This window comes from Octadecabacter arcticus 238 (assembly GCF_000155735.2).
Classification (GTDB): Bacteria; Pseudomonadota; Alphaproteobacteria; order Rhodobacterales; family Rhodobacteraceae; genus Octadecabacter; species Octadecabacter arcticus.
In genome coordinates this window covers 1,392,204-1,418,596 of sequence record NC_020908.1, presented here as the reverse complement: position 1 = coordinate 1,418,596, position 26,393 = coordinate 1,392,204, and the positions used below count along the sequence as shown (strand labels likewise).

Below are 26,393 nucleotides of genomic sequence, written 5' to 3'. Positions count from 1 at the left end.
TGCGCCCAAGGCGCAGCGTTTGGCAGTCTGTCGGCAAAGGACCTTCGTATGATCGGTGCATTAAGAGATAGCGCATTACTAGATTCGATCCTTGCGGCAGCTGTCGACGGCATGATCGTTTCTGATAAAGACGGCACAATTCTGCGTTCCAATGATGCCGCGACAAAATTGTTCCAGCACGAACTTGCTGAACTGGTCGGACAGAATGTCAGAATTCTGATGCCAACAAACATGGCGGATCACCACAACGGGTACATCGCGCACCACATCGAAACAGGACAACGCCGCATTATTGGGATCGGGCGAGACGTCGAGGGGTTGCGGAAAGATGGGACCGTATTTCCACTGCACCTATCGGTCGGTAACGCCGAAGTAGACGGGCAAAGATTGTTCGTGGCTATCATGCACGACCTGACCAATCGAAAGGTAACTGAGGACGCGCTGGCCCGTTCGCAGCGGCTTGACGCCACTGGTCAGATGACGGGTGGGATCGCCCATGATTTCAACAACTTGCTGACCGTTATCATTGGCAATCTGGAATTGCTGGAAATTCGGGGGGCCGATGACCGCCAGATGCCCCTCATCAAAGACGCGCTTGATTCCGCCAAACTGGGTGCTGATTTGACGACGCGGCTCATGATTTTTGCCCGCAAAGGCAATCTGAAACCCGTTGAATCCGAACCCATAACGACTGAAACTGATCAACGGCCTTCTTCGGTATGAGCTTTGGGATACGGACTATTATGTCTTCCACTTAACCCTCGATGACAATGGTTCCGCCATCCATAATCCCGGCTTGAGGACTTGGCAGCCGAAGCATTGAAACTCAGACAATCGATGACGAGTTCCAGCTAAATTGCGAAGCCTTGGATTAGCACTGCGAACGAGATTTGGCAAAGCGGATGTTTCACGCTCCAATCCGATCAGACATGAAAGTTTTTCGTCGCCATAGGCCGCACCACAACTATCGCAATCGGCAGGCTGGACGACAGTGTAGATTTGGTTCCGCCCGTCATTATTTCTTGCTCCGGTGCCTGATTCATCGGGGGCAGTTTTTCATCAGTCTAAAGGCTCGACTATCCTTTTTTGCATCAGTTGGATTACTGATGCAGTGTCCAGTTCTAGGAATGTTCTGTCCAGTTCAACCTTTGTTCTCCACTGAAAACTCACGCCCCGGCGAAGTTAAAAGCAGAATTTCATCATATTATCATCGGGTTAACCCATGCGATAGTTTGGCGACTCGCGCGTGATCTGGACATCATGCACATGGCTTTCCCGCAGCCCCGCGCCGGTGATCTTAACAAACGTGCAATTGTTGCGCATCTCTGGCACAGTAGCACAGCCCGTATAGCCCATCGCGGCGCGCAGTCCGCCGACCATCTGGTGCACCACTGCGGCCGCACTGCCCTTGTAGGCAACCTGCCCTTCGATGCCTTCGGGCACAAGTTTGTCGGACGCGGCGTCTTTCTGAAAATAACGGTCTGCCGACCCACTTGCCATGGCACCAAGGGAGCCCATTCCACGGTAGCTCTTGAAGCTACGGCCTTGATATAAAATAACTTCTCCGGGGGATTCATCTGTTCCGGCAATCATTGATCCGACCATCGCGCAGGACGCACCCGCCGCTATGGCCTTGGCGAAATCACCCGAAAACTTGATGCCACCATCGGCAATAATCGGCACATCTCCCGCGGCCTTGGCACAGTCCATGATGGCCGTCAGCTGTGGCACGCCAACACCGGCAACCATGCGCGTGGTGCAAATCGATCCCGGTCCAATGCCGACCTTCACAGCATCCGCGCCAGCATCAATCAAGGCGCGCGTTGCATCCCCAGTTGCGACGTTTCCGGCGATGATCTGGATGCCACCACCCAATGCCTTGGCGCGTTTCACCGCTTCGATGACTCCAGCCGAATGACCGTGCGCTGTGTCGATCACCACGATATCAACGCCGGAATCAATCAGCGCTTCGGTGCGTTCAAACCCACTGTCGCCCACAGACGTCGCTGCCGCCACGCGCAACCGTCCCAGATCGTCCTTACAGGCCGTCGGGTTCAAAACAGCCTGCTCGGTGTCTTTCAGGGTCAACAGACCTGTCAGAACGCCATTGGAATCCGTCACCAGTAACTTTTCGAGGCGCTTTGACTTCATCATTGAAATCGCATCATCGCGATCCGCGGGCTCGCGCATAATCGCGAGATCATTGGACGTCATCATTGTCGACACAGGCTGGTCATCAGACGTCGCAAACCGCATGTCGCGGTTCGTTACGATGCCCATCACACGGCCCTTTTCATCCACAACCGGAAATCCGGTGAAATTATAGCGTTCGATCAGCGCCTTTGCGTCGGCCAAGGTTTGATCAGGGCGCAGTGTGACGGGGTTATAGACGATGCCTGATTCAAACCGTTTCACACGGCGCACTTCGCGGGCTTGCTCGTCCACAGTCAGGTTCTTGTGGATCACCCCCATGCCGCCGGCCTGCGCCATGGCAATCGCCATGCGGGCTTCGGTCACGGTGTCCATTGCAGAACTTAACAACGGTATATTCAGACGGATCGTCTGCGTCACCCGCGTGCGGGTGTCTGCGGTGCTCGGCAGGACACTTGATGCCCCCGGAACCAGCAACACATCATCAAAAGTGAAGGCCTCGCGAATCTCCATTGCGTCTCTCCTGAGCATGGCGTCGTTAGGCATGGTCCTTTCGCATGGATTGACGTGCAGGGAAAGGGTCATTTGGCCCCGCAGTCACGTCCCACAAATCAACCTCATGACGTTCCTGAACATAAAGACGACGGATAGCGGCTGCATTGCCCATTGCGCCCCGCTATTATCAACGAAAATCAAAAGGCTGACCGACCATGAGCACTGATCCCACAAAAGACCATATGGTCGTTTTTACTCCCTCCGGCAAACGCGGCCATTTCGCGACAGGAACACCAATCTTGACCGCGGCCCGCAAGCTGGGCGTCGATCTGGACTCCGTCTGCGGCGGGCGCGGAATTTGCAGCAAATGCCAGATCCAGCCAAGTTTCGGCGAATTTTCAAAACACGGGCTCACGTCAAGTGACACCGCCCTGTCGGACTGGAATTCGGTTGAACAACGGTACAAAGACAAACGCGGCCTGATCAATGGCCGTCGTCTCGGCTGTCAGGCAACCGTTCAGGGCGACATCGTTATAGACGTGCCACCGGAATCGCAGGTCCACCGCCAAGTCGTACGCAAGGCAGCGTCAGCCCGCGTCATGATCATGGATCCAGCCGTGCGCACCTATTATGTCGAAGTTGCAGAACCCGACATGCACACGCCCACGGGCGATCTAGAACGTTTGGGCACAGCCCTGAAGGAACAATGGGACATCGACGGCATCACCGCTGGCATGTCTGTGTTGCGCAAACTTCAACCTGTTCTGCGCAAAGGCAAATGGACTTGCACCGTCACGCTGCACAAAGGCCATCAAGACACGGAGCACCGTATCCTCGACATTGCACCGGGTTATGATGAAACGCGGCTTTTCGGGCTGGCCATTGACCTTGGGTCCACCACCATTGCCGCCCACCTGACCGATCTACGTACCGGCGAAGTCGCAGCATCGTCAGGCATCATGAACCCACAAATCCGGTTTGGCGAAGACCTGATGAGCCGCGTCAGCTATTCGATGATGAACCCCGGTGGGGATGTTGAAATGACCACGTCCGTGCGCATGGCCCTAAACGCGCTGACCAACACCCTGTCGGCTGAAGCCGAAATTCAGCCAAATCAAATCATGGAAGCCGTGTTCGTGTGTAATCCGGTCATGCACCACCTGTTGCTCGGGATTGATCCGGTCGAGCTTGGCCAAGCGCCCTTTGCGCTGGCGACGTCGAAATCCTTGTCCTTGCATGCGGGCGATCTGGAACTGTCTTGCATGAACCCCGCCGCGCGAATTTTCATTCTGCCCTGTATCGCGGGCCACGTTGGGGCGGACGCCGCCGCAGTGGCGCTGTCAGAAGCGCCCGACCAGCAAGATGAACTGACCCTTATTGTGGACGTTGGCACCAACGCGGAACTGCTGCTTGGCAACAAGACCAAAGTCCTCGCCTGTTCGTCGCCAACAGGTCCCGCATTTGAGGGCGCGCAAATCAGCAGCGGCCAGCGCGCAGCACCCGGTGCGATTGAACGGATCGAAATCAACACTACGACCAAAGAGCCGCGTTTTCAGGTTATTGGCAGTGACATCTGGTCGGATGAGGCAGGCTTTGATGCGGCGATCGCCACAACAGGCGTTACTGGCATCTGTGGTTCGGGTATCATCGAAGCCGTGGCCGAAATGCGCATGGCGGGATTGCTGGACTCTAAAGGTCTGATCGGGTCGCCCGCGCAAACTGGAACGGCGCGCTGTATCCTCGAGGGGCGCACGCATTCCTATGTAATCTACGACGGTACGGCGGATGATGGGCCAATGATCACCGTCACCCAGACCGACATCCGCGCGATCCAGCTGGCGAAATCCGCGCTCTATGCGGGGGCACGTTTGCTGATGGACGAGATGGGCACCGACACGGTGGAACGTGTGGTTTTGGCGGGCGCGTTTGGCGCGCACATCTCACCCAAACACGCGATGGTACTGGGTATGATCCCTGACGTCCCGCTCGACAAAGTGACCTCGGCGGGCAACGCCGCTGGTACGGGCGCGCGCATCGCACTGTGTTCCGTCGCCGCACGCGCCGCGATAGAAGTGACGGTGCGAAAGATCATCAAAGTTGAAACCGCGATTGAACCAAAATTCCAAGAACACTTCGTTAACGCCAATGCCATACCACATGCGACGGACCCGTTCACGATCCTGCGGTCAATTGCACCGCTGCCAGATGCCTTGTTTAACACTCAAGGCAGCGGCGATGGTGGTGGGCGCAGGCGACGCCGCGCAAGCTGAGCTGCCCAAACTGAATGTGCCGATCACGGGCCGCTTTTTGGGCGTAATGTCCCTGTCACTTGCCCGAAATCAGGTGTTGGCCTAGACTAGGCTGGTACAATAGGCCGCATTTTGGTCCGTTAACACCGTTTGGATCAGGATTTGTCATGACGGAACACACATTTGAACCCAATGAAGTCCTCGACCTCTGGTTCCCACAAACTGGCCATGAGACCGCGATAGAAACCCACGGCGCATTTTGGGATGAACGAATGCAAGGCGGCATGGACGCCACAATCGTCGACTCTTTTGGGCCTTTGACCATCGCTGCGGCGCGCGGTGAACTGGATCACTGGGCGCAAACCGCGCGCGGACGGTTAGCACTTCTTATTACATTGGATCAATTCCCGCGCTCACTATGGCGCGACACGCCGGGTGCATTTGCGCAAGACATCAAAGCGACGCGCCTCGCGCTAGAGGGGATCGCGAACGGTCATTTCGCCGAATTGATGCCGTGGGAACAGACATTTTTCATCATCGCGATTACCCACTGTGAAGGGCCAGATCATTGGGACCGACTCAATGCACAATGGGACGTAATCGCAACCATAGAAGCAGCTATGCCCGATGTTTTGGCGGGCATGCGCGGCGCACTTCGGGGGCAGCATGAACGGGGGATGTCCCGTACGATGTTGAAAATCGGGCGAGTGGCGCTGCTTGATTGATGGTTAGGCGACGTCCTTGATTTGGTCAAGCGTTACGGTATTGCGATGATCTAGCAAAGCTTGCTTGAGAATGGGGAGTTGCTTGTAGGCCTTTAGGCGGCGGAAGCCTTTCGCGGCTTCCAGCATACCAGCCCCTGTCCAGCGCAGCGCCATTTTTGCATCGCGCCAGCGTTTGACGTTTCGACAGACCTGTCGGATCACGCTGTTCATAGATTCAATGATGTTGGTGCTGGCCAATGAGCGTCTCAATTCCACAGGTAGCCCCAACCTAACAACAGTTAGAATTTCGTCTAGGCCCTCAAGGATCGACTTTGAAACGTCCGGAGCCTCAAGCTCTAGTCGCTGGGCAAGATTCCGCATCAACCGCTCGGCTTTGTCGGCATCATCAAGCTCCCATGCTTGCTTCAGCGCGCGGCGTACGGAGGCGTGCCGGAACGTGTCAACGACTTTGAGACAGTGGCTTTTGGACTTTAGGCTTGGGTTTTCTTCGGTTGGTTTTGGTGGGTTGATCCAGACGGCGGTCGGGATTTGAGGCGGTTTTGGTGGTTTGTGTACGAAGCGTTCGGGCGTGGCGAGGAATGCCGCGTCTAGTGTTGCTTGTCGCGCGGTGTAGATTTCTTGGGCCTGCCCAAAATGGATTTGGTCGGGCGTCATCAGACCAATCCCGGCGTGATGATGGTCTTGGTTATACCATGCAAAGAACCTGCGGCAGAATGCGCGAGCCTGCTCGATGGTTTCAAAGTTCTTGGGGAACTCTGGCTGATATTTCAGTGTTTTGAAGTGGGCTTCGGAGAACGGGTTGTCGTTTGAGGTGTGGGGCCGACTGTGGGACTTGAGCACACCAAGATCAACCAGCATCAGGGCTGTCGTCTTTGCCTTCATGGGCCCACCGCGATCTGCATGCAATGTCAGCTGATCGCGTGGAACCTCGTGTTTTTCCATCGCGTCGATGAACAGCTCTTTGAACTGGCTGGCGCTCTCCGCGTGCTCGACGCGCCAGCCAACAACGCGGCGGCTGAAGATGTCGAGGATGACATAGAGATAGAAGTAGGACCATTTCACCGAGCCCCTCAGCTTGGTGATGTCCCAAGACCAGACCTGATTGGGGGCTTCAGCTAGAAGTTCAGGCTTTTGATAGACGGGATGTGTGCTCTGTCGGCGGCGTTCGCCAACTTCGCCCTGCGCGGCCAATATCCGTTACATCGTGCGGATTGAACACAGATAGGTGCCTTCATCCAGCAAGGTGGCAAAGACCTCTGTGGGCGTCTGATCCGCAAAGCGGGGTTCGCGCAGGTGGTGCAATACCTGGTCTCTTTCTCTTTCCGGCAGAGCCCGCGAAGACGCTGCGCGCGGTGGGCGTGTGCGTGGTGGTGCCGTCAGCGCCGCACGCTGTCGAAGAACGCTCGCGCGCGATAATGATAGCGCGGCGCAGACAGCCGAGGTCAAGCCGCTGCCGGTGGGCAATGCAATCGCGACGGCCATCATGATTTGCCGCTGCGCTCTTGCGTCTGCTCCATCTCGTCCAGAAGTCCCGCCACTTTTTTTTGGATGGCAATGATGGCTTCCGCCTGATCCAGACGGCGCCGCAAGGCTGTCACCTCACGGTTGGCCTTGGTCAGCTCAGCTTGCAATGGATTGGCAGGTGCCTTTTGTGGGCCACGGCGCATTGGCTGCAATGCACCCAATGTGCCGGCCGCCCGCGCACGGCGCCAATCGGTCAGTGCAGAGGAATAAAGCCCCTCCCGCCGTAGAATGGCGGAAACCCCACCAGTGTCTGCCACTTGGTCCGTCTCATCCAGAATGCGCAGTTTGTATTTGGCTGTGAAGTTGCGTCGCTTCGGGATGCTCGTCAGTTCCGCTGTGGGAGCCAACGGCGCATTAACAACGCGGGGAGGCGACGTCGGGGCCAAAACGGCTCCAGATCCAGCATCTGGCGAAAGTGGTGATTGTGAAGGCATAACCATGGGTTCGTTCTCCTACGCCCTCAAGTGTAAACTTTAGCCAGTCAATTGTCTCACGCTTATTGGCACGGAGGGCTGCGTCCTCACCAAACATCTGAACCAGACTGGCGACGCCCACCGTCAGGCAGAACTGCTCGAAGCTCTCGCCAACTTTGTCCCAGGCTGTTTCCACGAGTTGATGAACATTCGACGCGCTGGCAAGTCCAGCGCTTGCTGTGATAGTCTTCTTCATGGTGTTGCTTCCTTTTGCGATTAAACACCCAGAGCCTACGGCTCAGGGGAAGCAACGCCACCCTAAATTAAAATTTCAACATTCTTCGGGACATTCCCGCATGAACGGGTCATGGGGATTATTGCGACGTTCGCTCGACACCCGCACCGCAACGCGGTTCTCGGCCGTGCGTCCACCGCCGCAGAGGAGGCCTATATCGCCACAGGTGATTTTGTGCGGAGTTATTGTCAAATCTGGTGTTTGAGTATTGTTTGTCATGCGGTGATCTGGTCGGGGTTTGTGGTTTCGATTCCGTCTTTGAACGTGACGCCTGTGATGACTTTTGCGAGGTAGTCAAAGCCGCGTAGCTTCCTCCAATTTTGCTCAGCACATTGCCCCAGTTTGAACATCATGTGCAGCATGCCATCGCGTGACAGGCAGCCCTTTGAACGCTTGGTACGATGCCGGATCGTCGCGAAGGCCGATTCAATTGGATTGCTAGTGCGGATGCTTTGCCAATGCTGCGCCGGGAAGTCGAAGAATGCCATGAGTTCCTCACGATCTTTTTGCAGGCATAGTGTGGCCTTGGGATATTTGGGTTCGTAGGTTTTGATGAACAGATCGAACGCCTTTTCTGCATCGACTTTGGTCTCGGCCTGCCAGATGTCGTGCAGCGCGGCCTTGGCTTTTGGCTGAGACAGCTTGGGTAAACAATTGAGCACGTTCATCGTTTTGTGTTGCCAACAGCGTTGATGGCGGGTCTCAGGATAGACTTCGTCCATGGCCGCCCAAAACCCCATGGCACCGTCCCCGATGGCCAGTTTGGGCGCATTCATGCCTCGGCTTTTGAGGTTAAGCAGAACCTCGCGCCAGCTCTGCGTGGACTCGCGCACCCCATCCTCAATTGCCAGAAATCGCTTCTTGCCACGGGCAGTTACCCCAATAATAACAAGGGCACAGAGCTTGTCATCCTCGCCCCGAAGGCCGCTGTGAACGCCGTCGGCCCAGATATAGACGATGGGCTCGTCATCTAACTCAGCGCCTTTCCAAGCCTCGTATTCATTGGCCCAATCGCGTTTTAAACGCGAAACCGTATTAGCCGACAAGCCAACGGCATCTGGGCCCAGAAGAGAGCTATGACTGAATCTGGTGTTTGAGTGGTTTGAAGGTTGGCGGCGTATCTGGTTGAATTGTTGTTGGAAGACAGCAGCCCAACCAAAGGAGATACACCACCATGGGAACTACTAACATTGTTGATTTTGCGCGTCGAGACGAGATGACGGACGCGTTGACGGAGTTGCTGAAAACGGGAGCACAACAATTGATCGCGACAGCAGTTGAGGCTGAGCTTGTCAGTTATTTGGCGCAATTTACCGGCTTACGCACCGATGCCGGTCACGCGGCAGTCGTGCGTAATGGACATCATCCGGCCCGCCCGTTTCAAACGGGCATTGGCCCTGTGAGCGTGCGCATTCCAAAGGTTCGGTCCAAGGACGGCACACCGGTGACATTCCGGTCTGCCCTGGTGCCGCCCTATGTGCGTCGCACGAAGACGCTGGAAGCGGCCTTGCCATGGCTTTACCTCAAAGGGATCTCCAGCGGCGAGATGGCTCCCGCCCTCAAGGTTCTTCTGGGCCCAGATGCCGTTGGCTTGTCGGCTAATACGGTTTCGCGTTTAAAACGCGATTGGGCCAATGAATACGAGGCTTGGAAAGGCGCTGAGTTAGATGACGAGCCCATCGTCTATATCTGGGCCGACGGCGTTCACAGCGGCCTTCGGGGCGAGGATGACAAGCTCTGTGCCCTTGTTATTATTGGGGTAACTGCCCGTGGCAAGAAGCGATTTCTGGCAATTGAGGATGGGGTGCGCGAGTCCACGCAGAGCTGGCGCGAGGTTCTGCTTAACCTCAAAAGCCGAGGCATGAATGCGCCCAAACTGGCCATCGGGGACGGTGCCATGGGGTTTTGGGCGGCCATGGACGAAGTCTATCCTGAGACCCGCCATCAACGCTGTTGGCAACACAAAACGATGAACGTGCTCAATTGTTTACCCAAGCTGTCTCAGCCAAAAGCCAAGGCCGCGCTGCACGACATCTGGCAGGCCGAGACCAAAGTCGATGCAGAAAAGGCGTTCGATCTGTTCATCAAAACCTACGAACCCAAATATCCCAAGGCCACACTATGCCTGCAAAAAGATCGTGAGGAACTCATGGCATTCTTCGACTTCCCGGCGCAGCATTGGCAAAGCATCCGCACTAGCAATCCAATTGAATCGGCCTTCGCGACGATCCGGCATCGTACCAAGCGTTCAAAGGGCTGCCTGTCACGCGATGGCATGCTGCACATGATGTTCAAACTGGGGCAATGTGCTGAGCAAAATTGGAGGAAGCTACGCGGCTTTGACTACCTCGCAAAAGTCATCACAGGCGTCACGTTCAAAGACGGAATCGAAACCACAAACCCCGACCAGATCACCGCATGACCAACAATACTCAAACACCAGATTTGACAATAACTCCCCAGAAGAACCTTGAGGGCGGGAGCCATCTCGCCGCTGGAGATCCCTTTGAGGTAAAGCCATGGCAAGGCCGCTTCCAGCGTCTTCGTGCGGCGCACATAGGGCGGCACCAGGGCAGACCGAAATGTCACCGGTGTGCCGTCCTTGGACCGAACCTTTGGAATGCGCACGCTCACAGGGCCAATGCCCGTTTGAAACGGGCGGGCCGGATGATGTCCATTACGCACGACTGCCGCGTGACCGGCATCGGTGCGTAAGCCGGTAAATTGCGCCAAATAACTGACAAGCTCAGCCTCAACTGCTGTCGCGATCAATTGTTGTGCTCCCGTTTTCAGCAACTCCGTCAACGCGTCCGTCATCTCGTCTCGACGCGCAAAATCAACAATGTTAGTAGTTCCCATGGTGGTGTATCTCCTTTGGTTGGGCTGCTGTCTTCCAACAACAATTCAACCAGATACGCCGCCAACCTTCAAACCACTCAAACACCAGATTCAGTCATAGCTCTCGTTGTGCGCAAAATTGCGGACATCGCGCAGACTGCAGACTAAGATAGCGCTCGCCATTCCCAGCGCAGTCCTATTGTTTCTGCTTGCGGAATGAGCGCAGCTTGCGTATCCAAATTACTGTGGCGGGTATGGTGAAAAGGTATCACGAAAGCTTCCCAAGCTTCAGTTACGAGTTCGATTCTCGTTACCCGCTCCACTGCCCCCCTTGTTTTTATGATAATAAGTTATAATATGGGCTTTGTCACTACTTGTGTCACTACTCCTGTCACTACTTGGGATGATTATGACTACCTTAAAATGGACGGATTACCCTAAACCAAACCTACGATTAATTCGTGGCGGAACGTGTCAACGACTTTGAGACAGTGGCTTTTGGACTTTAGGCTTGGGTTTCTTCGGTTGGTTTTGGTGGGTTGATCCAGACGGCGGTCGGGATTTGAGGCGGTTTTGGTGGTTTGTGTACGAAGCGTTCGGGCGTGGCGAGGAATGCCGCGTCTAGTGTTGCTTGTCGCGCGGTGTAGATTTCTTGGGCCTGCCCAAAATGGATTTGGTCGGGCGTCATCAGACCAATCCCGGCGTTATGATGGTCTTGGTTATACCATGCAAAGAACCTGCGGCAGAATGCGCAAGCCTGCTCGATGGTTTCAAAGTTCTTGGGGAACTCTGGCTGATATTTCAGTGTTTTGAAGTGGGCTTCGGAGAACGGGTTGTCGTTTGAGGTGTGGGGCCGACTGTGGGACTTGAGCACACCAAGATCAACCAGCATCAGGGCTGTCGTCTTTGCCTTCATGGGCCCACCGCGATCTGCATGCAATGTCAGCTGATCGCGTGGAACCTCGTGTTTTTCCATCGCGTCGATGAACAGCTCTTTGAACTGGCTGGCGCTCTCCGCGTGCTCGACGCGCCAGCCAACAACGCGGCGGCTGAAGATGTCGAGGATGACATAGAGATAGAAGTAGGACCATTTCACCGGGCCCCTCAGCTTGGTGATGTCCCAAGACCAGACCTGATTGGGGGCTTCAGCTAGAAGTTTAGGCTTTTGATAGACGGGATGTGTGCGCTGTCGGCGGCGTTCGCCAACTTCGCCCTGCGCGGCCAATATCCGATACATCGTGCGGATTGAACACAGATAGGTGCCTTCATCCAGCAAGGTGGCAAAGACCTCTGTGGGCGTCTGATCCGCAAAGCGGGGTTCGCGCAGGTGGTGCAATACCTGGTCTCTTTCCCTTCCCGGCAGAGCCCGCGAAGACGCTGCGCGCGGTGGGCGTGTGCGTGGTGGTGCCGTCAGCGCCGCACGCTGTCGAAGAACGCTCGCGCGCGATAATGATAGCGCGGCGCAGACAGCCGAGGTCAAGCCGCTGCCGGTGGGCAATGCAATCGCGACGGCCATCATGATTTGCCGCTGCGCTCTTGCGTCTGCTCCATCTCGTCCAGAAGTCCCGCCACTTTTTTTTGGATGGCAATGATGGCTTCCGCCTGATCCAGACGGCGCCGCAAGGCTGTCACCTCACGGTTGGCCTTGGCCAGCTCAGCTTGCAATGGATTGGCAGGTGCCTTTTGTGGGCCACGGCGCATTGGCTGCAATGCACCCAATGTGCCGGCCGCCCGCGCACGGCGCCAATCGGTCAGTGCAGAGGAATAAAGCCCCTCCCGCCGTAGAATGGCGGAAACCCCGCCAGTGTCTGCCACTTGGTCCGTCTCATCCAGAATGCGCAGTTTGTATTTGGCTGTGAAGTTGCGTCGCTTCGGGATGCTCGTCAGTTCCGCTGTGGGAGCCAACGGCGCATTAACAACGCGGGGAGGCGACGTCGGGGCCAAAACGGCTCCAGATCCAGCATCTGGCGAAAGTGGTGATTGTGAAGGCATAACCATGGTTCTTCTCCTACGCCCTCAAGTGTAAACTTTAGCCAGTCAATTGTCTCACGCTTATTGGCACGGAGGGATGGTCCGCTTGCTTGCGCGTGCAGGGATCGGTGTGGCGGTTGCCCCGACGGTCGTCCTCGCAGAAGAGATCGCAAGCGGCATATTGCAGACGGCGGCTTTCCCTCTGGGCATCTCCGAGCCGTTCTTTGCGGTAACTCTGCCACGCAAATTTCCGCATCCCGCCTTAAAGAACTTGCTTGCGGGGAAGTCTCCAGCTCAGAAGCATAGTGACGAAGCTGCCATTCGCGGCGCTACAGAAAATTGAAAAGGTGCGCTCAGACCTGCCGTTAGCTGCGGGACGCACGAACGGCTGGTCTGGGATGAGCCGACTTTCGCTACACGGCGCATGAACTCACACACCGTGGACAAAGCTGCAGTTTGATCCAAAATTTTGATTGTCTGCTTTTGTATTTCCTCAAATCAAAGAAGATATGCGCAAAAACGACACGACGTCGCAACTGGAAAAGAGGCGTGCCGTAAAAACTGCGAATACTGGGTCTTAGCTAGTGAAGCAAAACTCATGCATGAACGCCGAATACCCGAATGGCTCCGCCATGCCCCCGCGCCAAGTGTACGTGGTTTTGCTGTCTTGGCTGGTGCCGAAGCTATCGCCAGAGGCATTCTGATCTCGGTTTTCCCATTGGCTATGTATCGTGCTCTTCAAGATGCGAGCGTTGTGTCAGAGGTCTATTTCTTTGTCGGCGTTGCATCTCTTTTGATCGGCTTGTCGATCCCCTATCTGATCCGGTTTGTGCCAAGGCTTTGGATCTATTTAGTGGGTACGATGATGTTTGTTGCCGGTGCGCTTACCACCATTCTGGAGGGCGCGGGTGCGACCATTGTGGGGCTGTCGCTGACGACATTTGCAACGGTCACGACATTCGTATGTTTGAACGCTTATGTGCTTGATTATGTTTCAAAAACAAACCTTGGAAAGTATGAAACATCGCGCCTCTTTTACAGCGCGTTGGGGTGGACAGTAGGGCCCGCATTGGGTGTGTTCCTTTACGATTGGTGGCAACCGGCACCTTTCCTGATCGCGGCCGTTGCGGCATTTGCGATGTTGGTAATATTCTTGGTAATGCGCCTAGGGAACGGAAGGCTGATCGTGAGAAGGCATACCGCTCCATCCAATCCATTCGCCTATTTGCCTCGATTTTTTCAACAACCAAGGCTAATCACAGGATGGATTTTTGCGGTGATCCGGTCGTGTGGATGGTGGGTCTACGTTATCTATCTTCCGATCTACGCTGTCCAAAACGGACTAAGCGAACAGCTGGGGGGAATGGCCCTCTCAATTTCAAATGGTGCGCTATTTCTTACACCCTTGATGTTTCGTTTCATGCAACGCCATTCGGTTCGAACCGCAGTTAGAACTGGCTTTTTGATGTCTGGCCTTGTCTTTGCGCTGGCGGGCATGCCTCACGGCTTTCCGCTGTTTGCCGTCGCGTGTCTGATGTCGGGGTCATTCTTCCTGATCCTCTTGGATGTTTGCGGCGGATTGCCATTCTTGCTTGCGGTCAAACCGTCTGAGCGAACCGAAATGTCAGCCATTTATTCAAGTTTTCGGGATGTGTCGGGAATTGTAACGCCGGCCGCGGCGTGGTTGGTATTGTTGGCAGCGCCCATCTCGGGCGTCTTTGTCGCCGGTGGCGTCGCCTTGATATCCACCTGGGCTTTGGCAAACAAACTCCACCCAAGGATCGGTCAAGCCCGCATAGCCATCGAAAGCCCGACCGTCATAGCAAATGAAAGCGGCTCTCAGATCATAACACCAGGCGCGGCGACTTGATGAAAATCTGCTGTGGTTAGCGTCCGCTTTCTTCAAGTTGACCAATTTAGTTTGCGGGCGCAGCGAAAGTCCGCAATCCGCCCTTAATGACCTTATGTCCACCGATACCGCACGCTGGCCTTCTGTAAGCGCTCATCTAGGGTCTTTGAGTGTAACGCAGCAATGCATCCACATGGCTTTCCATGAAGCCTTCAAACTCATCCGGCGCAACTTCTGAGGTTGCTGCACGGCTAACGAATAGCCCCAGAAGTTGGCGATCTAGTTCGCGCATCTTCGCGATCTTATTTGCAAAGATCACTTGGTTGGGTAACACGCCACAACAATGCACGGCGAGATTGTTGCGGATGTTAGGCATGGGTCATCCCTTTAATGTGACGCGATCCGTGGAAGCACTGTGGAAGCAAGCGGACGCGAATTGTAGGGTCATCCGTAGTGAGGGAGCACAGTGGCAGTCAATTAAAAATAATTGATTCCAACAAGATAGGGTATACTGGCGCAATTAGGCGAAACCCATGCGGAGTGGTGGGAGCTATCTCATAACCTGAAGGTCGTAGGTTCAAATCCTACTCCCACAACCAAATTAATAAACGATATCAAATAGATAAAACCCGACCTAAACAGTTGGGATTTTGCTTGCGCATTTTGTGTCAACGCCATGTCAACGTTTGAAGAGTCGCACGCAAAGGCCGTGGCTTTTTTGCGTCTGGCCTCGCTGAAAGCCCTATGGCAGCATCGCCCAATGATCGAGTTCCGTAAAATTTCCTGTAATCATCGAGTAACAAGTGGGCAACTGCAGGAGTCTTCGCCGTGCCCTATGACACGGCGATATTTCAGATCAGGCCTTTGGATCGATTCCGGCTATCTCACGCCTCCTGTCCGTTTCGGGACGGAACTTGTTTCGCGGCGTGAAGCCCGACCCGGTCGCGTCACGCGGGTTGAGTACCCAGACGGTTCGGTTGGGGTGCAGACCCGCCCCACGCCGCGCCGGAACAGCCATGTGCCGAGCACGTTGCAGCAGGCGGGTATCGGCAACACCCGCACTTGGATGGAAGCCGCCATTGTCTGCCACCACCTTGTCCCACGCGGCCTTGCGGACATCAAGGATCGCGGGATCGCTCAGGGCAGTGCAGTTGATCTCGTTAAGATTTAGATCCACCACGATTTCATCGCCGTTTTCGACAAAGGCAATTGGTCCGCCAAGTGCAGCTTCGGGCCCCACATGGCCAATGACAAGGCCGATCGAGCCACCAGAGAAGCGTGCGTCAGTCATCAGGGCGATGACAATGCCGCGCTCGCGGCACAGGGTCGTGATGCGCGCGGTAGGGTCGAGCATTTCGGGCATGCCGGGCGCACCACTTGGCCCCTCGTAGCGCACGATGATCATGTCGTTGTCTTCAAAACCCTCGGGTGTCCGGTCCAACATGTTGAGCAGTGCCTGCTGACCGTCGAAGACTCGCGCCTTGCCGCGGAACAGATTGTTCTCTAGCCCGCCCTCGACCCCTGCAAGCTTCAGGATGGCCGAAAACTCGGGTGATAAGTTGCCGCCCAGCATGCGCAACCCACCAGTGGGCTTGTAAGGTGCCTCGACGGGATAGATCACCTCGCCGTCGGCACGTTTGGCACCAAGGCGCGCGACTTGCTCGGCCAGCGTCTCGCCCGTGCAAGTCAGCACATCGCCGTTCAGCAGACCCGCTTCCAGCAATTCGCGCACTATGATCTGCACACCGCCCACCCTGTCGATATCAACCATGGAATACTTGCCGTAAGGTCGCGCGTTGGTCAGCACAGGAACGACGTGTTGTGATAGGTGGTTGAACTCTTCGGGTGTGATGATGTCTTTCCAGAAATCAGCAAAACCTGCGGCGCGGGCAATCTCGGGCGCGTGCAAAAGTGCGTTGGTGGAGCCACCGATGGCCATGGCCACAATCGTGGCGTTGCGCAGGCTGTCGCGCCCAACGATGTCGCGGGGCTTGAGGTCGTTCTCGATCATCTGGGCCAGCAACGTGACCAGTTCGGCAGGAAACTCGTTTAGGCGGCGTGGATCGTCCGACGGGGGGGCAACCATGTGCAGGGGCTGCATTCCTAAAACCCCAATGAAAGTCTGCATGGTGTTGTAGGTGAACATGCCACCGCAGCTGCCAAAGCCCGGACAGGCATGGCAGGCGATGTGGTGGCGGTATTCGGGGTCCGGATGGCCCGCGACTTGAAAGGCGCTGACGATATCTAGCTTTTCGCCCGTTTTGGGGTCGGTGCCGGGGTGGATTGGACCATCAGACATGATGATCGAGGGCAAGTTATGTTCCAGCATGGCCGCTAGTGTGCCGACGGGCGGCTTGTCGCAAGCGACGACGGCAATAGTACCAGCAAGGCCCGTTGCACTTAGGTGTTCGCACAAGGCATCATGCGTAACCTCGCGCCCGATCAGCGAATAGCGCATCTCAGGTGTGCCGTTGCGCATGCCGTCCGAGGTAGCAATCGTGAATTCAGGCTGTACGAGGCGATATTTCAACTGACCCGGCTCGGTGCCGATGCGGGTCTTGAGAGCCTGGTGGATCGCCTCGACCTTGGCGGCCACGCCCAGATAGCATTGGCTGTCGCCCTTGGTGCCAACCACGCCGACAGACGGCTCATGGATAAGGGCCGGATCGGTCCCGATTTCGATGGCAAGGCCGATGGTCTGGGTCGATCGGCCGGGGTGATTGTCAATCAGGACGGCATTTGGATTGGTCAAGGCGATCTCTTTTCGGTTGCAGGGTTGTGGGCGGGGGGTAGGATCATCGGCCGGTTTTTAGAGTTATGATGTGAAATCTATGAATGTAAAGATCGACAGGCAATGTGACCGAGTTTCGCGTCGGCAGGCGATGAATAATGCCGTTTTGAAGGGGTTGATTATCCCAATAGTGCCGATCAACTGGTCATTGATCGAACAGTGAAAAATCGTAGATGTTGGGTTGCTGATGCTGGGCCGAAAATTGACCTCCCTGCGCAATCTACCAAGAATAACCAGTGTTCTAGGCAATGCTGTTTTTTCCAAGGTGAGATGCGTCACTCAGGTTGGTGGCATCGATTTTCTGTCGTGACATTTCATTCTCACTGTGATGATTCTGGCCAAACAATTTTGCAAGGATATCTATGTCGCCAATTCGTTCTATACTCCCGCGCCTGAATTGACCTGAGGTTTTCCCCTCAAATCACTTTGTATTCCTTGAGCGATATGACGCGGAAGTTGTCGGTGACGGTGTCGCGGAACTCTGGCTATTTTTCTGGCAGGGTCTTGCGGAAGAAGTCGAAAATGGCCTCAGTGAATTGGTTGAACGTTGCATAGTGCCGATTGTGGGTGACCCATTTGTGCATAACACCCCAAAGACGCTCGATCGGGTTGAGGTGCGGGGCATATGCTGGCAAGAAATGCAACTTCACCCGACGTTCTGGGCTGTCCAGCCATGGCTGTAGTATCTTGGCATGATGATAGCGGGCATTGTCGACAAAGACGTGGATGGCCGTCTTGGTTTGGTTGTTGCGTTCCAACTTTTCCAGCATCTGTCGGGTTGTCTGGGCATTGATCTTCTCGCCTTCCACAAAGGTGAACTGGAAAGTCTCAAGGTCAAGCGCGCCCTGAATGTTGAGCCGCTTGCGCCCTGATGTCGCCTTCAGGGCCGTCTTTTGTCCCTTGGGGAACCAACCATGGGCGGGGCGGCTCTGGTGTTCGGGGTGGACAGCGTCCGAAAAGACAACCATCTCATCTGCGGCCAACCCGTTCATCAGGGCCTCATATTTGGCAATAAACGCAGCCTGCTTGGCTTCATCGGCCTGTGCAGGCAGCAATTGTGGTTTCTTATACGCGAACCCCAGGCGGCGCATCAGCTTGGCGGCTCCCGACGTGCTGTATTTTGGTCGCACTCGGCTAGAACATAGGCACAGACCTCATCGGCATTGCGGGCAGGCTGCGCGGTGAAATGGGCTCTCACCGCCTGCTCTTGCACGACGGACAAATGACCCTGACGCTGGCTGTAGTCCTTCAGACCGAAAAACGATAGTCCCGCACCGGCAAAGGCAAATCGCCACTCCGTCAAAACTGTCGGGCCAATATCCAAAATCCGGCAAACCGTTCCGGCGTCTTCTCCTGCGTCCAAAAGAAGAAACGCGCGCGCCCGTTTCCAAACAAGGGCGTCAACTTTGTGGCGGCGGCAAAGCGCTTCAAGTGCTATGCGCTGCTCGTCGGATAAGGAGACTGTTTTGTATTGCTTGCTCATAAACTCAAAATACAGACTGAACCGCCTTTGGCCATGCGACGAAGTGAATCGCAGGCCCAAAATCGTCAGGTCAATTCAGGCGCAGGAGTATAGTACAGACGGGGTAGTTTTATGTGCCGCGGGGGCTGCTTCTGACCGTTGTACCTACGGGCGCAATGGCAGAGTGTTTATAGCATGACTAAACGGAGAAATCCATTTTTCGGGCGACGTGCCGTGCTTGCGACCATGCATGGAAAAGAACAAGCAATCGCGCCGGTGTTCCTCGCTACCTTGAATGTAATAGTCGCACCGGCGGAGGGCGTCGACACGGATGCGCTTGGAACATTTTCTGGCGAAACTCCGCGACGTGGCACAGTGCTAGAAACGGCTGTTGCAAAGGCGCGTCTCGGTATGGAACGCGCACGGCTTCCCTTTGGCATAGCAAGCGAGGGCAGCTTCGGGCCGCACCCGCTTTTCCCGATCATACCAGCAGGCTTTGAACTGATGGCATTCGTCGATGATGAGCGGGGCACGACGGTCCACGAAAGCCTTGTGATCGACGAGACAAACTTTGCGCATATAGAAACTTCGCGAATGGAACCTATAACGCAATTTCTGGCTCAGGTGGGATTTCCGTCGCATGGTTTGATCGTGCGGCCGAATGTTGGTGATATCGAGACGGCACTTGTTAAAGGAATAGTCAATTTTCCTGACCTACAGTCCGCAATTCAAGCGGCCGCCGCACTTTCTGATGATGGCTGTGCGCGCGTTGATACCGATATGCGCGCGCACCTGAACCCAACCCGCATGAAATCCCTGACTACCCTCGCAATGCAGCTCGCAGATCGTCTATCGCGTTTTTGTCCGTCCTGCGCAGCACCGGGTTGGGGGCGCGTGAAAGTGATTCGGGGTCTGCCCTGCGAGATGTGTGAAACCGCGACCGAATGGGTTCTGTCAGAGGTCTTCGGTTGTGCGGCATGCACGCATCAAGACGAAAGATCCCGTGCTGACGGTCTCATCCATACAGGCCCTGCGAATTGTCCGGCGTGCAATCCTTAGACAGTCGGACGTGGGCCTGATGGTGACACGTGCGGGTTGCTCAAAGCAGGGCGGGAAACGGGGTAAGCCTACGACGCTGAGATCGTTCCAATCCCTGAAGTCGATCAAAAGGAAGCAATCCGCGCGACAATGTCAGAACTATGAAAGCGCAGTGCGATAGCCAGAGCTAAGAAAAAAGCTGAACCCCTCCGTGCCAATAAGCGTGAGACAATTGACTGGCTAAAGTTTACACTTGAGGGCGTAGGAGAAGAACCATGGTTATGCCTTCACAATCACCACTTTCGCCAGATGCTGGATCTGGAGCCGTTTTGGCCCCGACGTCGCCTCCCCGCGTTGTTAATGCGCCGTTGGCTCCCACAGCGGAACTGACGAGCATCCCGAAGCGACGCAACTTCACAGCCAAATACAAACTGCGCATTCTGGATGAGACGGACCAAGTGGCAGACACTGGCGGGGTTTCCGCCATTCTACGGCGGGAGGGGCTTTATTCCTCTGCACTGACCGATTGGCGCCGTGCGCGGGCGGCCGGCACATTGGGTGCATTGCAGCCAATGCGCCGTGGCCCACAAAAGGCACCTGCCAATCCATTGCAAGCTGAGCTGGCCAAGGCCAACCGTGAGGTGACAGCCTTGCGGCGCCGTCTGGATCAGGCGGAAGCCATCATTGCCATCCAAAAAAAAGTGGCGGGACTTCTGGACGAGATGGAGCAGACGCAAGAGCGCAGCGGCAAATCATGATGGCCGTCGCGATTGCATTGCCCACCGGCAGCGGCTTGACCTCGGCTGTCTGCGCCGCGCTATCATTATCGCGCGCGAGCGTTCTTCGACAGCGTGCGGCGCTGACGGCACCACCACGCACACGCCCACCGCGCGCAGCGTCTTCGCGGGCTCTGCCGGAAAGGGAAAGAGACCAGGTATTGCACCACCTGCGCGAACCCCGCTTTGCGGATCAGACGCCCACAGAGGTCTTTGCCACCTTGCTGGATGAAGGCACCTATCTGTGTTCAATCCGCACGATGTATCGGATATTGGCCGCGCAGGGCGAAGTTGGCGAACGCCGCCGACAGCGCACACATCCCGTCTATCAAAAGCCTGAACTTCTAGCTGAAGCCCCCAATCAGGTCTGGTCTTGGGACATCACCAAGCTGAGGGGCCCGGTGAAATGGTCCTACTTCTATCTCTATGTCATCCTCGACATCTTCAGCCGCCGCGTTGTTGGCTGGCGCGTCGAGCACGCGGAGAGCGCCAGCCAGTTCAAAGAGCTGTTCATCGACGCGATGGAAAAACACGAGGTTCCACGCGATCAGCTGACATTGCATGCAGATCGCGGTGGGCCCATGAAGGCAAAGACGACAGCCCTGATGCTGGTTGATCTTGGTGTGCTCAAGTCCCACAGTCGGCCCCACACCTCAAACGACAACCCGTTCTCCGAAGCCCACTTCAAAACACTGAAATATCAGCCAGAGTTCCCCAAGAACTTTGAAACCATCGAGCAGGCTCGCGCATTCTGCCGCAGGTTCTTTGCATGGTATAACCAAGACCATCATCACGCCGGGATTGGTCTGATGACGCCCGACCAAATCCATTTTGGGCAGGCCCAAGAAATCTACACCGCGCGACAAGCAACACTAGACGCGGCATTCCTCGCCACGCCCGAACGCTTCGTACACAAACCACCAAAACCGCCTCAAATCCCGACCGCCGTCTGGATCAACCCACCAAAACCAACCGAAGAAAACCCAAGCCTAAAGTCCAAAAGCCACTGTCTCAAAGTCGTTGACACGTTCCGAACGGGGAAATCAGGCGGACTGACTGAACGTATGGCCGCTAGCCGATCAATTTTGTTGGGCAGCTAGCGGCCCAAAGCTGCCGTCCAGCAACGATCCCGAATGCTGCGATGCAGCCCGTCGAAGGAGACATTTGCTGCGTCTGCACAATCAGGAGCTGGCTGTTTTTAATCAGCCACGGTGGCTGCGATGATTTCTTCCTTCAGCGTCAAGGAACACATAGATGGCCCGCATCTGCCCACAGCATACGCGGCACAGGACATTGATCCTGTGCCGCAAACCGATCAGCTCGCGACAGCGAGCGACTTTTTCGGATCGTGGAACGGGATCGGCACAACAGTCCCGCCCCGTGTTTCGCCCAGCTTGTCTACTATCAGCTGCGTGCCGATGTCTGTGTGTTCGACGCTCAGCATTCCGAGAGCGATGTTCTTGTCCAGCCGCGGGGAATAGACTGCCGAGGTAACCGTGCCGACCTGCGTGCCATCCTTCATGACCGGCCAGAAGAAATCGTTTGTTCCAACGAAAGGAAGCCCTTCGATTTCCAAACCAACTAGCCGCTGTCTTACACCCTTCTCCTTGATCCTGGCCAGCGCATCCTTGCCTACGAAATCCGCCTCCATGTCCAGATTGACCAGACGGTCCAGGTTCAACTCGAAAGGGTTGTTCGCCAAGGTCAGATCGGCGTGATATGATAGCATTCCCGCCTCGATCCGGCGAATGCCGGAGGTGTGGCCCGGCTTGAGTCCCATTGGCACGCCGATATCCATGATGTGCTCCCAAAGCCGGCCACCAGCCGAGCCGTCGCGCAAGAAGATCTCGTAGCCAAGCTCGCTCGACCATCCAGTGCGCGAAATAATCAACGGCACGCCGTGCCAGTCATATTCCATGAAGTGGTAGTACTTCAGTTCTGTCGGGGCGTCGCCAAAGCACGCGCGTAGGATGTCGCGAGACTTGGGGCCCTGAAGCTGAAGGGGCGAAACATCGGGCTCAGACAGCTCGACATCCATGCCGGCATTCACGGCCAGGCCGCGCGCCCAGAGCAGGACGTCGGTGTCGGCAATAGACAGCCAGAAATGATCCTCGGCAAGCTTGAGCACGATCGGATCATTGATGACCCCGCCGTCCTGATCGGTGATCAGCACGTATTTGCATTGCCCGATCTTGCATGTCGACAGGTCACGCGAGCATAGATACTGTGTGAATTTGGCGGCATCCGGCCCTTTGATTTCGACCTGGCGTTCGACCGACACGTCACACAGGATCGCTTGATTGATCAGGTTCCAGAAGTTTTGTTCCGGATTGCCGAAATCGCGCGGTATGTACATATGGTTATAGACTGAAAAACCCTTGGCGCCCCAACGCAGAGCCGCGTCGGAATAGGGGGATTTTCGGACCTGAGTGCCGAAGCTGAAGTGTGCAAATTCCAGTTCATGTGCCATGATGTGTATCCAATTTGATTTGTGAGGGGTCAGATTTTCTGGCGGACCAGATCGCGGAGTTCGTTTTTTCGGATTTTCCCAGTGGTGGTTTTTGGAAGCTCTCCAAAGATCACCTTCTTTGGGCGCATGTACCCAGCAAGCCTTGCCTTGGCATGGGCAAGCAATTCTTCTTCTGTCACCTCACCCGACAATTCGACGAAGGCGCAGGGCACCTCACCCCATTTTTCATCGGGCATCGCCACCACGGCAACGACGCTGACGGCGGGGTGGGAATAGAGCGCCTTTTCCACTTCAATGGAGGAGATGTTTTCACCACCCGAGATGATGATATCCTTGGAGCGGTCCCGGATTTCGATGTAGCCATCGGCGTGCTGTACCGCGATATCACCGGACCAGAACCACCCGTCCTTGAAGGCCTTGGCGGTTTCCTCGGGGGCCTTCAGATACCCCTTCATGACGATGTTGCCGCGAAACACGACCTCGCCCAGCGTCTTGCCATTCCACGGCACGGGTGTGCCTGTTTCGGGGTCGAGGACCAGCACGTCTTCCTCAAGCTCGTAGGCAACACCCTGACGGGCCTTCATCTCGGCCTGCTGCTCAGCGGGAAGCGCCGCCCAGCCGGGTTTTTCGGCGCACACGACAGCGGGACCATAGACTTCGGTCAGGCCGTAGACATGCGTGATGGAGATGCCCATCGCCTCCATACCCTTGATGACGCTGGCCGGCGGCGGAGCGGCGGCGGTCATCATCTTGATCTTTTGTGGGAAGCCCCGCTTTTCTTCTGCATCGCTGATCATCGACATGATGATCGGAGCGCCGCAGAGATGCGTGACACCATGATCGGCGAAGGCGTCATAGATCACGTCCGCTCTTGGCGCGCGCAGGAACACATGCGTCCCAGCCAGCATGGTGATCGTCCAGGGAAAGCACCAGCCGTTGCAGTGAAACAGCGGCAGCGTCCACAGATACACGGGATGGTGTGGCATTGCCCATGTCACCACGTTGTTGACCGCGTTGGTCCACGCGCCGCGGTGGGAATAGACCACGCCCTTGGGCCGCCCCGTGGTGCCGGAGGTATAGTTCAGCGCAAGCGCGTCCCATTCGTCATCCGGCAGGGTATAGGCAAAATCCGGATCGCCCTCGGACAGCAGGTCGTCATAGGTCAGCGTGCCGATCCTGTCACCACCCGGTCCTTCGCTGTCTTCAATATCGACAACCAGAACGTCGCGGCCCGACTGCGCGACGGCCTCGGCTGCCATCGCCGAGAACTCGGTATCAACCAGCAGAACCTTAGCTTCGCCATGCTCCAAAATATAGGCGATGGTGCCGACATCGAGCCGCATGTTGTTGGCGTTCAGAACAGCGCCCAGCATGGGCATCGCCAGCGCACATTCCAGCGCCTCGGGGATGTTCGGAGCGATAAGGGCAACTGTGTCGCCCTTGCCGATGCCGCGCTTGACCAAAGCCGAGGCAAGCCGCTTGCAACGCACCGCGACCTCACCCCAGTTGCGCCGTATACGCCCGTGGATCTGTGCGGGCAGTTCCGGGTGCACACGCTCTACGCGCTTGAGAATCGAAACAGGGGACAAGGCCGTGTGATTGGCTGCATTACGCGCAAGCTCGGGGCCCTCGAAGGTCATTCTCCGGTCCATTCGGGCATGGGTTCCTTGCGCGTGAAGGCGCCAATGCCCGCCACGGTATCTTTCGCCATCATGTTTTCCGCCATCGTGCGGCCAGCGAAGGCATACGCCTGCTCCAGCGGCATTTCGAGTTGCTCGTAAAAGGCGCGCTTGCCGATCTTGACGGCAGCCGGGGATTTGTCGGCAATGATCCGCGCCATATCCATGCATGCGCCCTCTAGCTCTGCCAGTGGCACGACACGGTTCACAAGACCCATTTCAGCGACCCGGTCCGCAGGAAGAAATTCCCCCAGAAGCAGCATTTCCATTGCCAGTTTGCGCGGCACATTGCGCGCCAGAGCGACCATCGGGGTCGAGCAGAACAGCCCAATGTTCACACCCGACGTGGCGAATTTCGCATCATCGGCGGAGACGGCCAGATCACAGGAGGCCACAAGCTGGCAGCCCGCCGCAGTGGCAATCCCCTTGACTTCGGCGATCACGGGTTGTGGCAGTCGCACGACGCGCAACATCATCGCCGAGCACTTGGCGAAGAGGTCCTGGAAATACTGGAAACCTCCGTCCACGTCGGCGCGGCGCGCCGTCATTTCCTTGAGGTTATGGCCTGCGCAAAAGTGGTTACCGCCGCTACGCAGCACGACCGCCTTGACACTGCGGTCTGCTGAGATGTCGTCCAGCATCTCCGACATTGTGGCCAACATCGCCTCTGATAGAGCGTTTATTGATTTGGGCGAATTCAGCGTCAGGACGGCAATGCCGTCTTGATCTGAGCGCAGGATGAGGCTGTCGTTTTCCATTGTACCTTCCATGATTTACTCCAACATGCCTCCGGCCTTCTTCCATGCACCGACGCCGCCGGACATGTTTACGACTGGCGAGAGGCCCATCTCCATGGCCACCTTCGCCGCGAGCGCCGATCGTCCGCCGGATGCGCAGTAGAAGACGTAGGTCTTGTCCTGATTGAATTCAGATTTGTGTGCTGGGCTTTCCGGATCAATATGGAATTCCATCATGCCGCGCGACGACGTAACGGCCCCGGCGATGACGCCTGTCTTTGCCTGTTCCGTGCCATCGCGCAGGTCGACAAAGACGTGATCAGGCGAGCCGGCTAGGCTCAATGCCTCCTTGGCGCTGATTTCAGGCACGGTCGCCATCGCCTCTTTCACGATGTCCTCGGAAGTCTTGGTAATGGTCTGCGGCATATTCAGATTCCTTTTAAGTATAGCGTCAGGTCCCTCAGATCAAATCTCAAGGTCGAGGCGGGGCTTCCAGAACGGGCGGAACAGCTCGATCTTGGGACAGCGGTTCATCACCACTTTCAAGCCCGCATCTTGCGCGAGCTTCGCCGCCAGGTCGTCGTAAACATCGATCTGTCCCCAAAGCACTTTCGCACCGATGGCGATGGCCTTTTCTGTAATGCCGTAGAGTTCGTCTTTTGGTCGAAAAACCTCGACCATATCAACAGGGCGGTCAATTTCTTCGAGCGAATGATACACCGGAATGCCGCGGATCTCCGTCAGGTTAGGGTTCGGGTTCACCGGGATCATGTCGTATCCCGTCTCGTGCAACACGCGCAGCACACCATAGCTAAACTTCGTCTTGTCAGCGCTGGCCCCGACCATGGCGATGGTCTTGACTGATTCCAGGATGTCATCAAGGTACTGCTGGTCGTAGTTGTAGAGCTCATCAAGCGCTGCTGCTGGCAT

General features: G+C 56.1%; 17 protein-coding genes, 1 tRNA gene and 7 pseudogenes. 10 read left to right on the top strand and 15 right to left on the bottom strand.

Features of this window, described 5'->3' with window-relative positions; translation table 11 throughout:
• Window positions 1–48: 48 nt before the first annotated feature.
• Window positions 49–723, top strand: a complete 675-nt coding sequence (locus OA238_RS07420) for a PAS domain S-box protein (protein WP_051076419.1) — start codon at window positions 49–51, stop codon at window positions 721–723.
• A gap of 492 nt (window positions 724–1,215) precedes the next feature.
• Here OA238_RS07420 and guaB read toward each other — a convergent pair whose 3' ends face one another.
• Window positions 1,216–2,664 (bottom strand): IMP dehydrogenase, encoded by a 1,449-nt coding sequence (guaB, locus tag OA238_RS07415; protein ID WP_044038073.1) that lies wholly within the window; start codon window positions 2,662–2,664, stop codon window positions 1,216–1,218.
• Between the two features lie 197 nt (window positions 2,665–2,861).
• On the opposite strand from guaB, the gene OA238_RS07410 reads away from it, so the two are divergent.
• Both OA238_RS07410 and OA238_RS07405 read left to right on the top strand, forming a co-directional pair.
• A complete protein-coding gene (locus OA238_RS07410) occupies window positions 2,862–4,916 on the top strand; it encodes an ASKHA domain-containing protein (protein ID WP_015494709.1) in 2,055 nt (684 codons plus the stop codon).
• Window positions 4,917–5,062: 146 nt separating this feature from the next.
• Window positions 5,063–5,620, top strand: a complete 558-nt coding sequence (locus OA238_RS07405) for a DUF924 family protein (RefSeq protein ID WP_015494708.1) — start codon at window positions 5,063–5,065, stop codon at window positions 5,618–5,620.
• A 3-nt stretch (window positions 5,621–5,623) separates the two neighbouring features.
• Here OA238_RS07405 and OA238_RS31535 read toward each other — a convergent pair.
• From OA238_RS31535 to OA238_RS31530, 3 pseudogenes are all read right to left on the bottom strand, one after another.
• Window positions 5,624–6,049: pseudogene (locus OA238_RS31535) on the bottom strand (transposase); the annotation flags it as partial.
• Between the two features lie 57 nt (window positions 6,050–6,106).
• Window positions 6,107–7,584: pseudogene (locus OA238_RS07400) on the bottom strand (IS3 family transposase); the annotation flags it as partial.
• A 52-nt stretch (window positions 7,585–7,636) separates the two neighbouring features.
• Window positions 7,637–7,813 (bottom strand): annotated as a pseudogene (locus tag OA238_RS31530) (IS256 family transposase); the annotation flags it as partial.
• 111 nt (window positions 7,814–7,924) lie between these two features.
• Between OA238_RS31530 and OA238_RS29860 the strand changes: the two are divergent.
• Window positions 7,925–8,146: a DUF924 family protein gene (locus OA238_RS29860; RefSeq protein ID WP_083906667.1), complete on the top strand. Its 222-nt coding sequence runs from the start codon at window positions 7,925–7,927 to the stop codon at window positions 8,144–8,146.
• Here the strand turns inward: OA238_RS29860 and OA238_RS07390 are convergent.
• Window positions 8,068–8,922: pseudogene (locus tag OA238_RS07390) on the bottom strand (IS256-like element ISOan6 family transposase); the annotation flags it as partial. The gene OA238_RS29860 and the pseudogene OA238_RS07390 overlap by 79 nt on opposite strands.
• Before the next feature lie 104 nt (window positions 8,923–9,026).
• On the opposite strand from OA238_RS07390, the gene OA238_RS07385 reads away from it, so the two are divergent.
• The gene (locus OA238_RS07385) at window positions 9,027–10,274 is read left to right on the top strand and encodes an IS256-like element ISOan6 family transposase (RefSeq protein ID WP_015494114.1); all 1,248 of its coding nucleotides are present in this window, start codon (window positions 9,027–9,029) and stop codon (window positions 10,272–10,274) included.
• Window positions 10,275–10,309: 35 nt separating this feature from the next.
• On the opposite strand, the pseudogene OA238_RS07380 reads toward OA238_RS07385, so the two are convergent.
• A pseudogene (locus OA238_RS07380) lies at window positions 10,310–10,711 on the bottom strand (transposase); the annotation flags it as partial.
• Window positions 10,712–10,938: 227 nt separating this feature from the next.
• Here OA238_RS07380 and OA238_RS07375 point away from each other — a divergent pair.
• A tRNA-Gly gene (locus tag OA238_RS07375) sits at window positions 10,939–11,012 on the top strand.
• 183 nt (window positions 11,013–11,195) lie between these two features.
• On the opposite strand, the gene OA238_RS07370 is transcribed toward OA238_RS07375, so the two are convergent.
• Window positions 11,196–12,688 (bottom strand): IS3 family transposase gene (locus OA238_RS07370; RefSeq protein ID WP_085982736.1). Its coding sequence is split into 2 segments (ribosomal slippage): window positions 11,196–12,238 and window positions 12,238–12,688, totalling 1,494 coding nucleotides; the frame shifts between segments, so codons are not numbered across the junction.
• 70 nt (window positions 12,689–12,758) lie between these two features.
• Here OA238_RS07370 and OA238_RS07360 point away from each other — a divergent pair.
• On the top strand, window positions 12,759–13,004 hold the full coding sequence (locus tag OA238_RS07360) for a LysR substrate-binding domain-containing protein (protein WP_044036443.1): 246 nt from the start codon (window positions 12,759–12,761) through the stop codon (window positions 13,002–13,004).
• A 255-nt stretch (window positions 13,005–13,259) separates the two neighbouring features.
• A complete protein-coding gene (locus OA238_RS07355) occupies window positions 13,260–14,531 on the top strand; it encodes an MFS transporter (protein ID WP_015494705.1) in 1,272 nt (423 codons plus the stop codon).
• 136 nt (window positions 14,532–14,667) lie between these two features.
• Here OA238_RS07355 and OA238_RS07350 read toward each other — a convergent pair whose 3' ends face one another.
• The 3 genes and pseudogenes from OA238_RS07350 to OA238_RS29855 all read right to left on the bottom strand — a co-directional run bounded on the left by OA238_RS07350 (window position 14,668) and on the right by OA238_RS29855 (window position 18,784).
• A complete protein-coding gene (locus OA238_RS07350) occupies window positions 14,668–14,886 on the bottom strand; it encodes a hypothetical protein (protein ID WP_044036442.1) in 219 nt (72 codons plus the stop codon).
• 480 nt (window positions 14,887–15,366) lie between these two features.
• On the bottom strand, window positions 15,367–17,262 hold the full coding sequence (locus tag OA238_RS07345) for a dihydroxy-acid dehydratase domain-containing protein (RefSeq protein ID WP_015494704.1): 1,896 nt from the start codon (window positions 17,260–17,262) through the stop codon (window positions 15,367–15,369).
• Window positions 17,263–17,717: 455 nt separating this feature from the next.
• Window positions 17,718–18,784 (bottom strand): annotated as a pseudogene (locus OA238_RS29855) (IS630 family transposase).
• Between the two features lie 225 nt (window positions 18,785–19,009).
• On the opposite strand from OA238_RS29855, the gene OA238_RS07330 reads away from it, so the two are divergent.
• Together OA238_RS07330 and OA238_RS07320 are read left to right on the top strand one after the other, a co-directional pair.
• Window positions 19,010–19,822 (top strand): DUF6671 family protein, encoded by an 813-nt coding sequence (locus OA238_RS07330; RefSeq protein WP_245581461.1) that lies wholly within the window; start codon window positions 19,010–19,012, stop codon window positions 19,820–19,822.
• Between the two features lie 254 nt (window positions 19,823–20,076).
• Window positions 20,077–21,554: pseudogene (locus OA238_RS07320) on the top strand (IS3 family transposase); the annotation flags it as partial.
• A 338-nt stretch (window positions 21,555–21,892) separates the two neighbouring features.
• Here OA238_RS07320 and OA238_RS07315 read toward each other — a convergent pair.
• From OA238_RS07315 to OA238_RS07295, 5 genes are read right to left on the bottom strand one after another with little or no spacing between them, the layout of a single operon-like run.
• Complete coding sequence (locus tag OA238_RS07315) at window positions 21,893–23,047, bottom strand: glycine cleavage T C-terminal barrel domain-containing protein (RefSeq protein WP_015494701.1); 1,155 nt, start codon at window positions 23,045–23,047, stop codon at window positions 21,893–21,895.
• A gap of 29 nt (window positions 23,048–23,076) precedes the next feature.
• Entirely contained in the window at window positions 23,077–24,687 is a 1,611-nt protein-coding gene (locus OA238_RS07310; protein WP_015494700.1) for an AMP-binding protein, read from the bottom strand.
• A complete protein-coding gene (locus tag OA238_RS07305) occupies window positions 24,684–25,496 on the bottom strand; it encodes an enoyl-CoA hydratase (protein WP_015494699.1) in 813 nt (270 codons plus the stop codon). The genes OA238_RS07310 and OA238_RS07305 overlap by 4 nt, the downstream gene beginning before the upstream one ends.
• Before the next feature lie 3 nt (window positions 25,497–25,499).
• A complete protein-coding gene (locus OA238_RS07300) occupies window positions 25,500–25,889 on the bottom strand; it encodes a rhodanese-like domain-containing protein (protein WP_015494698.1) in 390 nt (129 codons plus the stop codon).
• 39 nt (window positions 25,890–25,928) lie between these two features.
• Complete coding sequence (locus OA238_RS07295; protein ID WP_015494697.1) at window positions 25,929–26,393, bottom strand: CoA-binding protein; 465 nt, start codon at window positions 26,391–26,393, stop codon at window positions 25,929–25,931.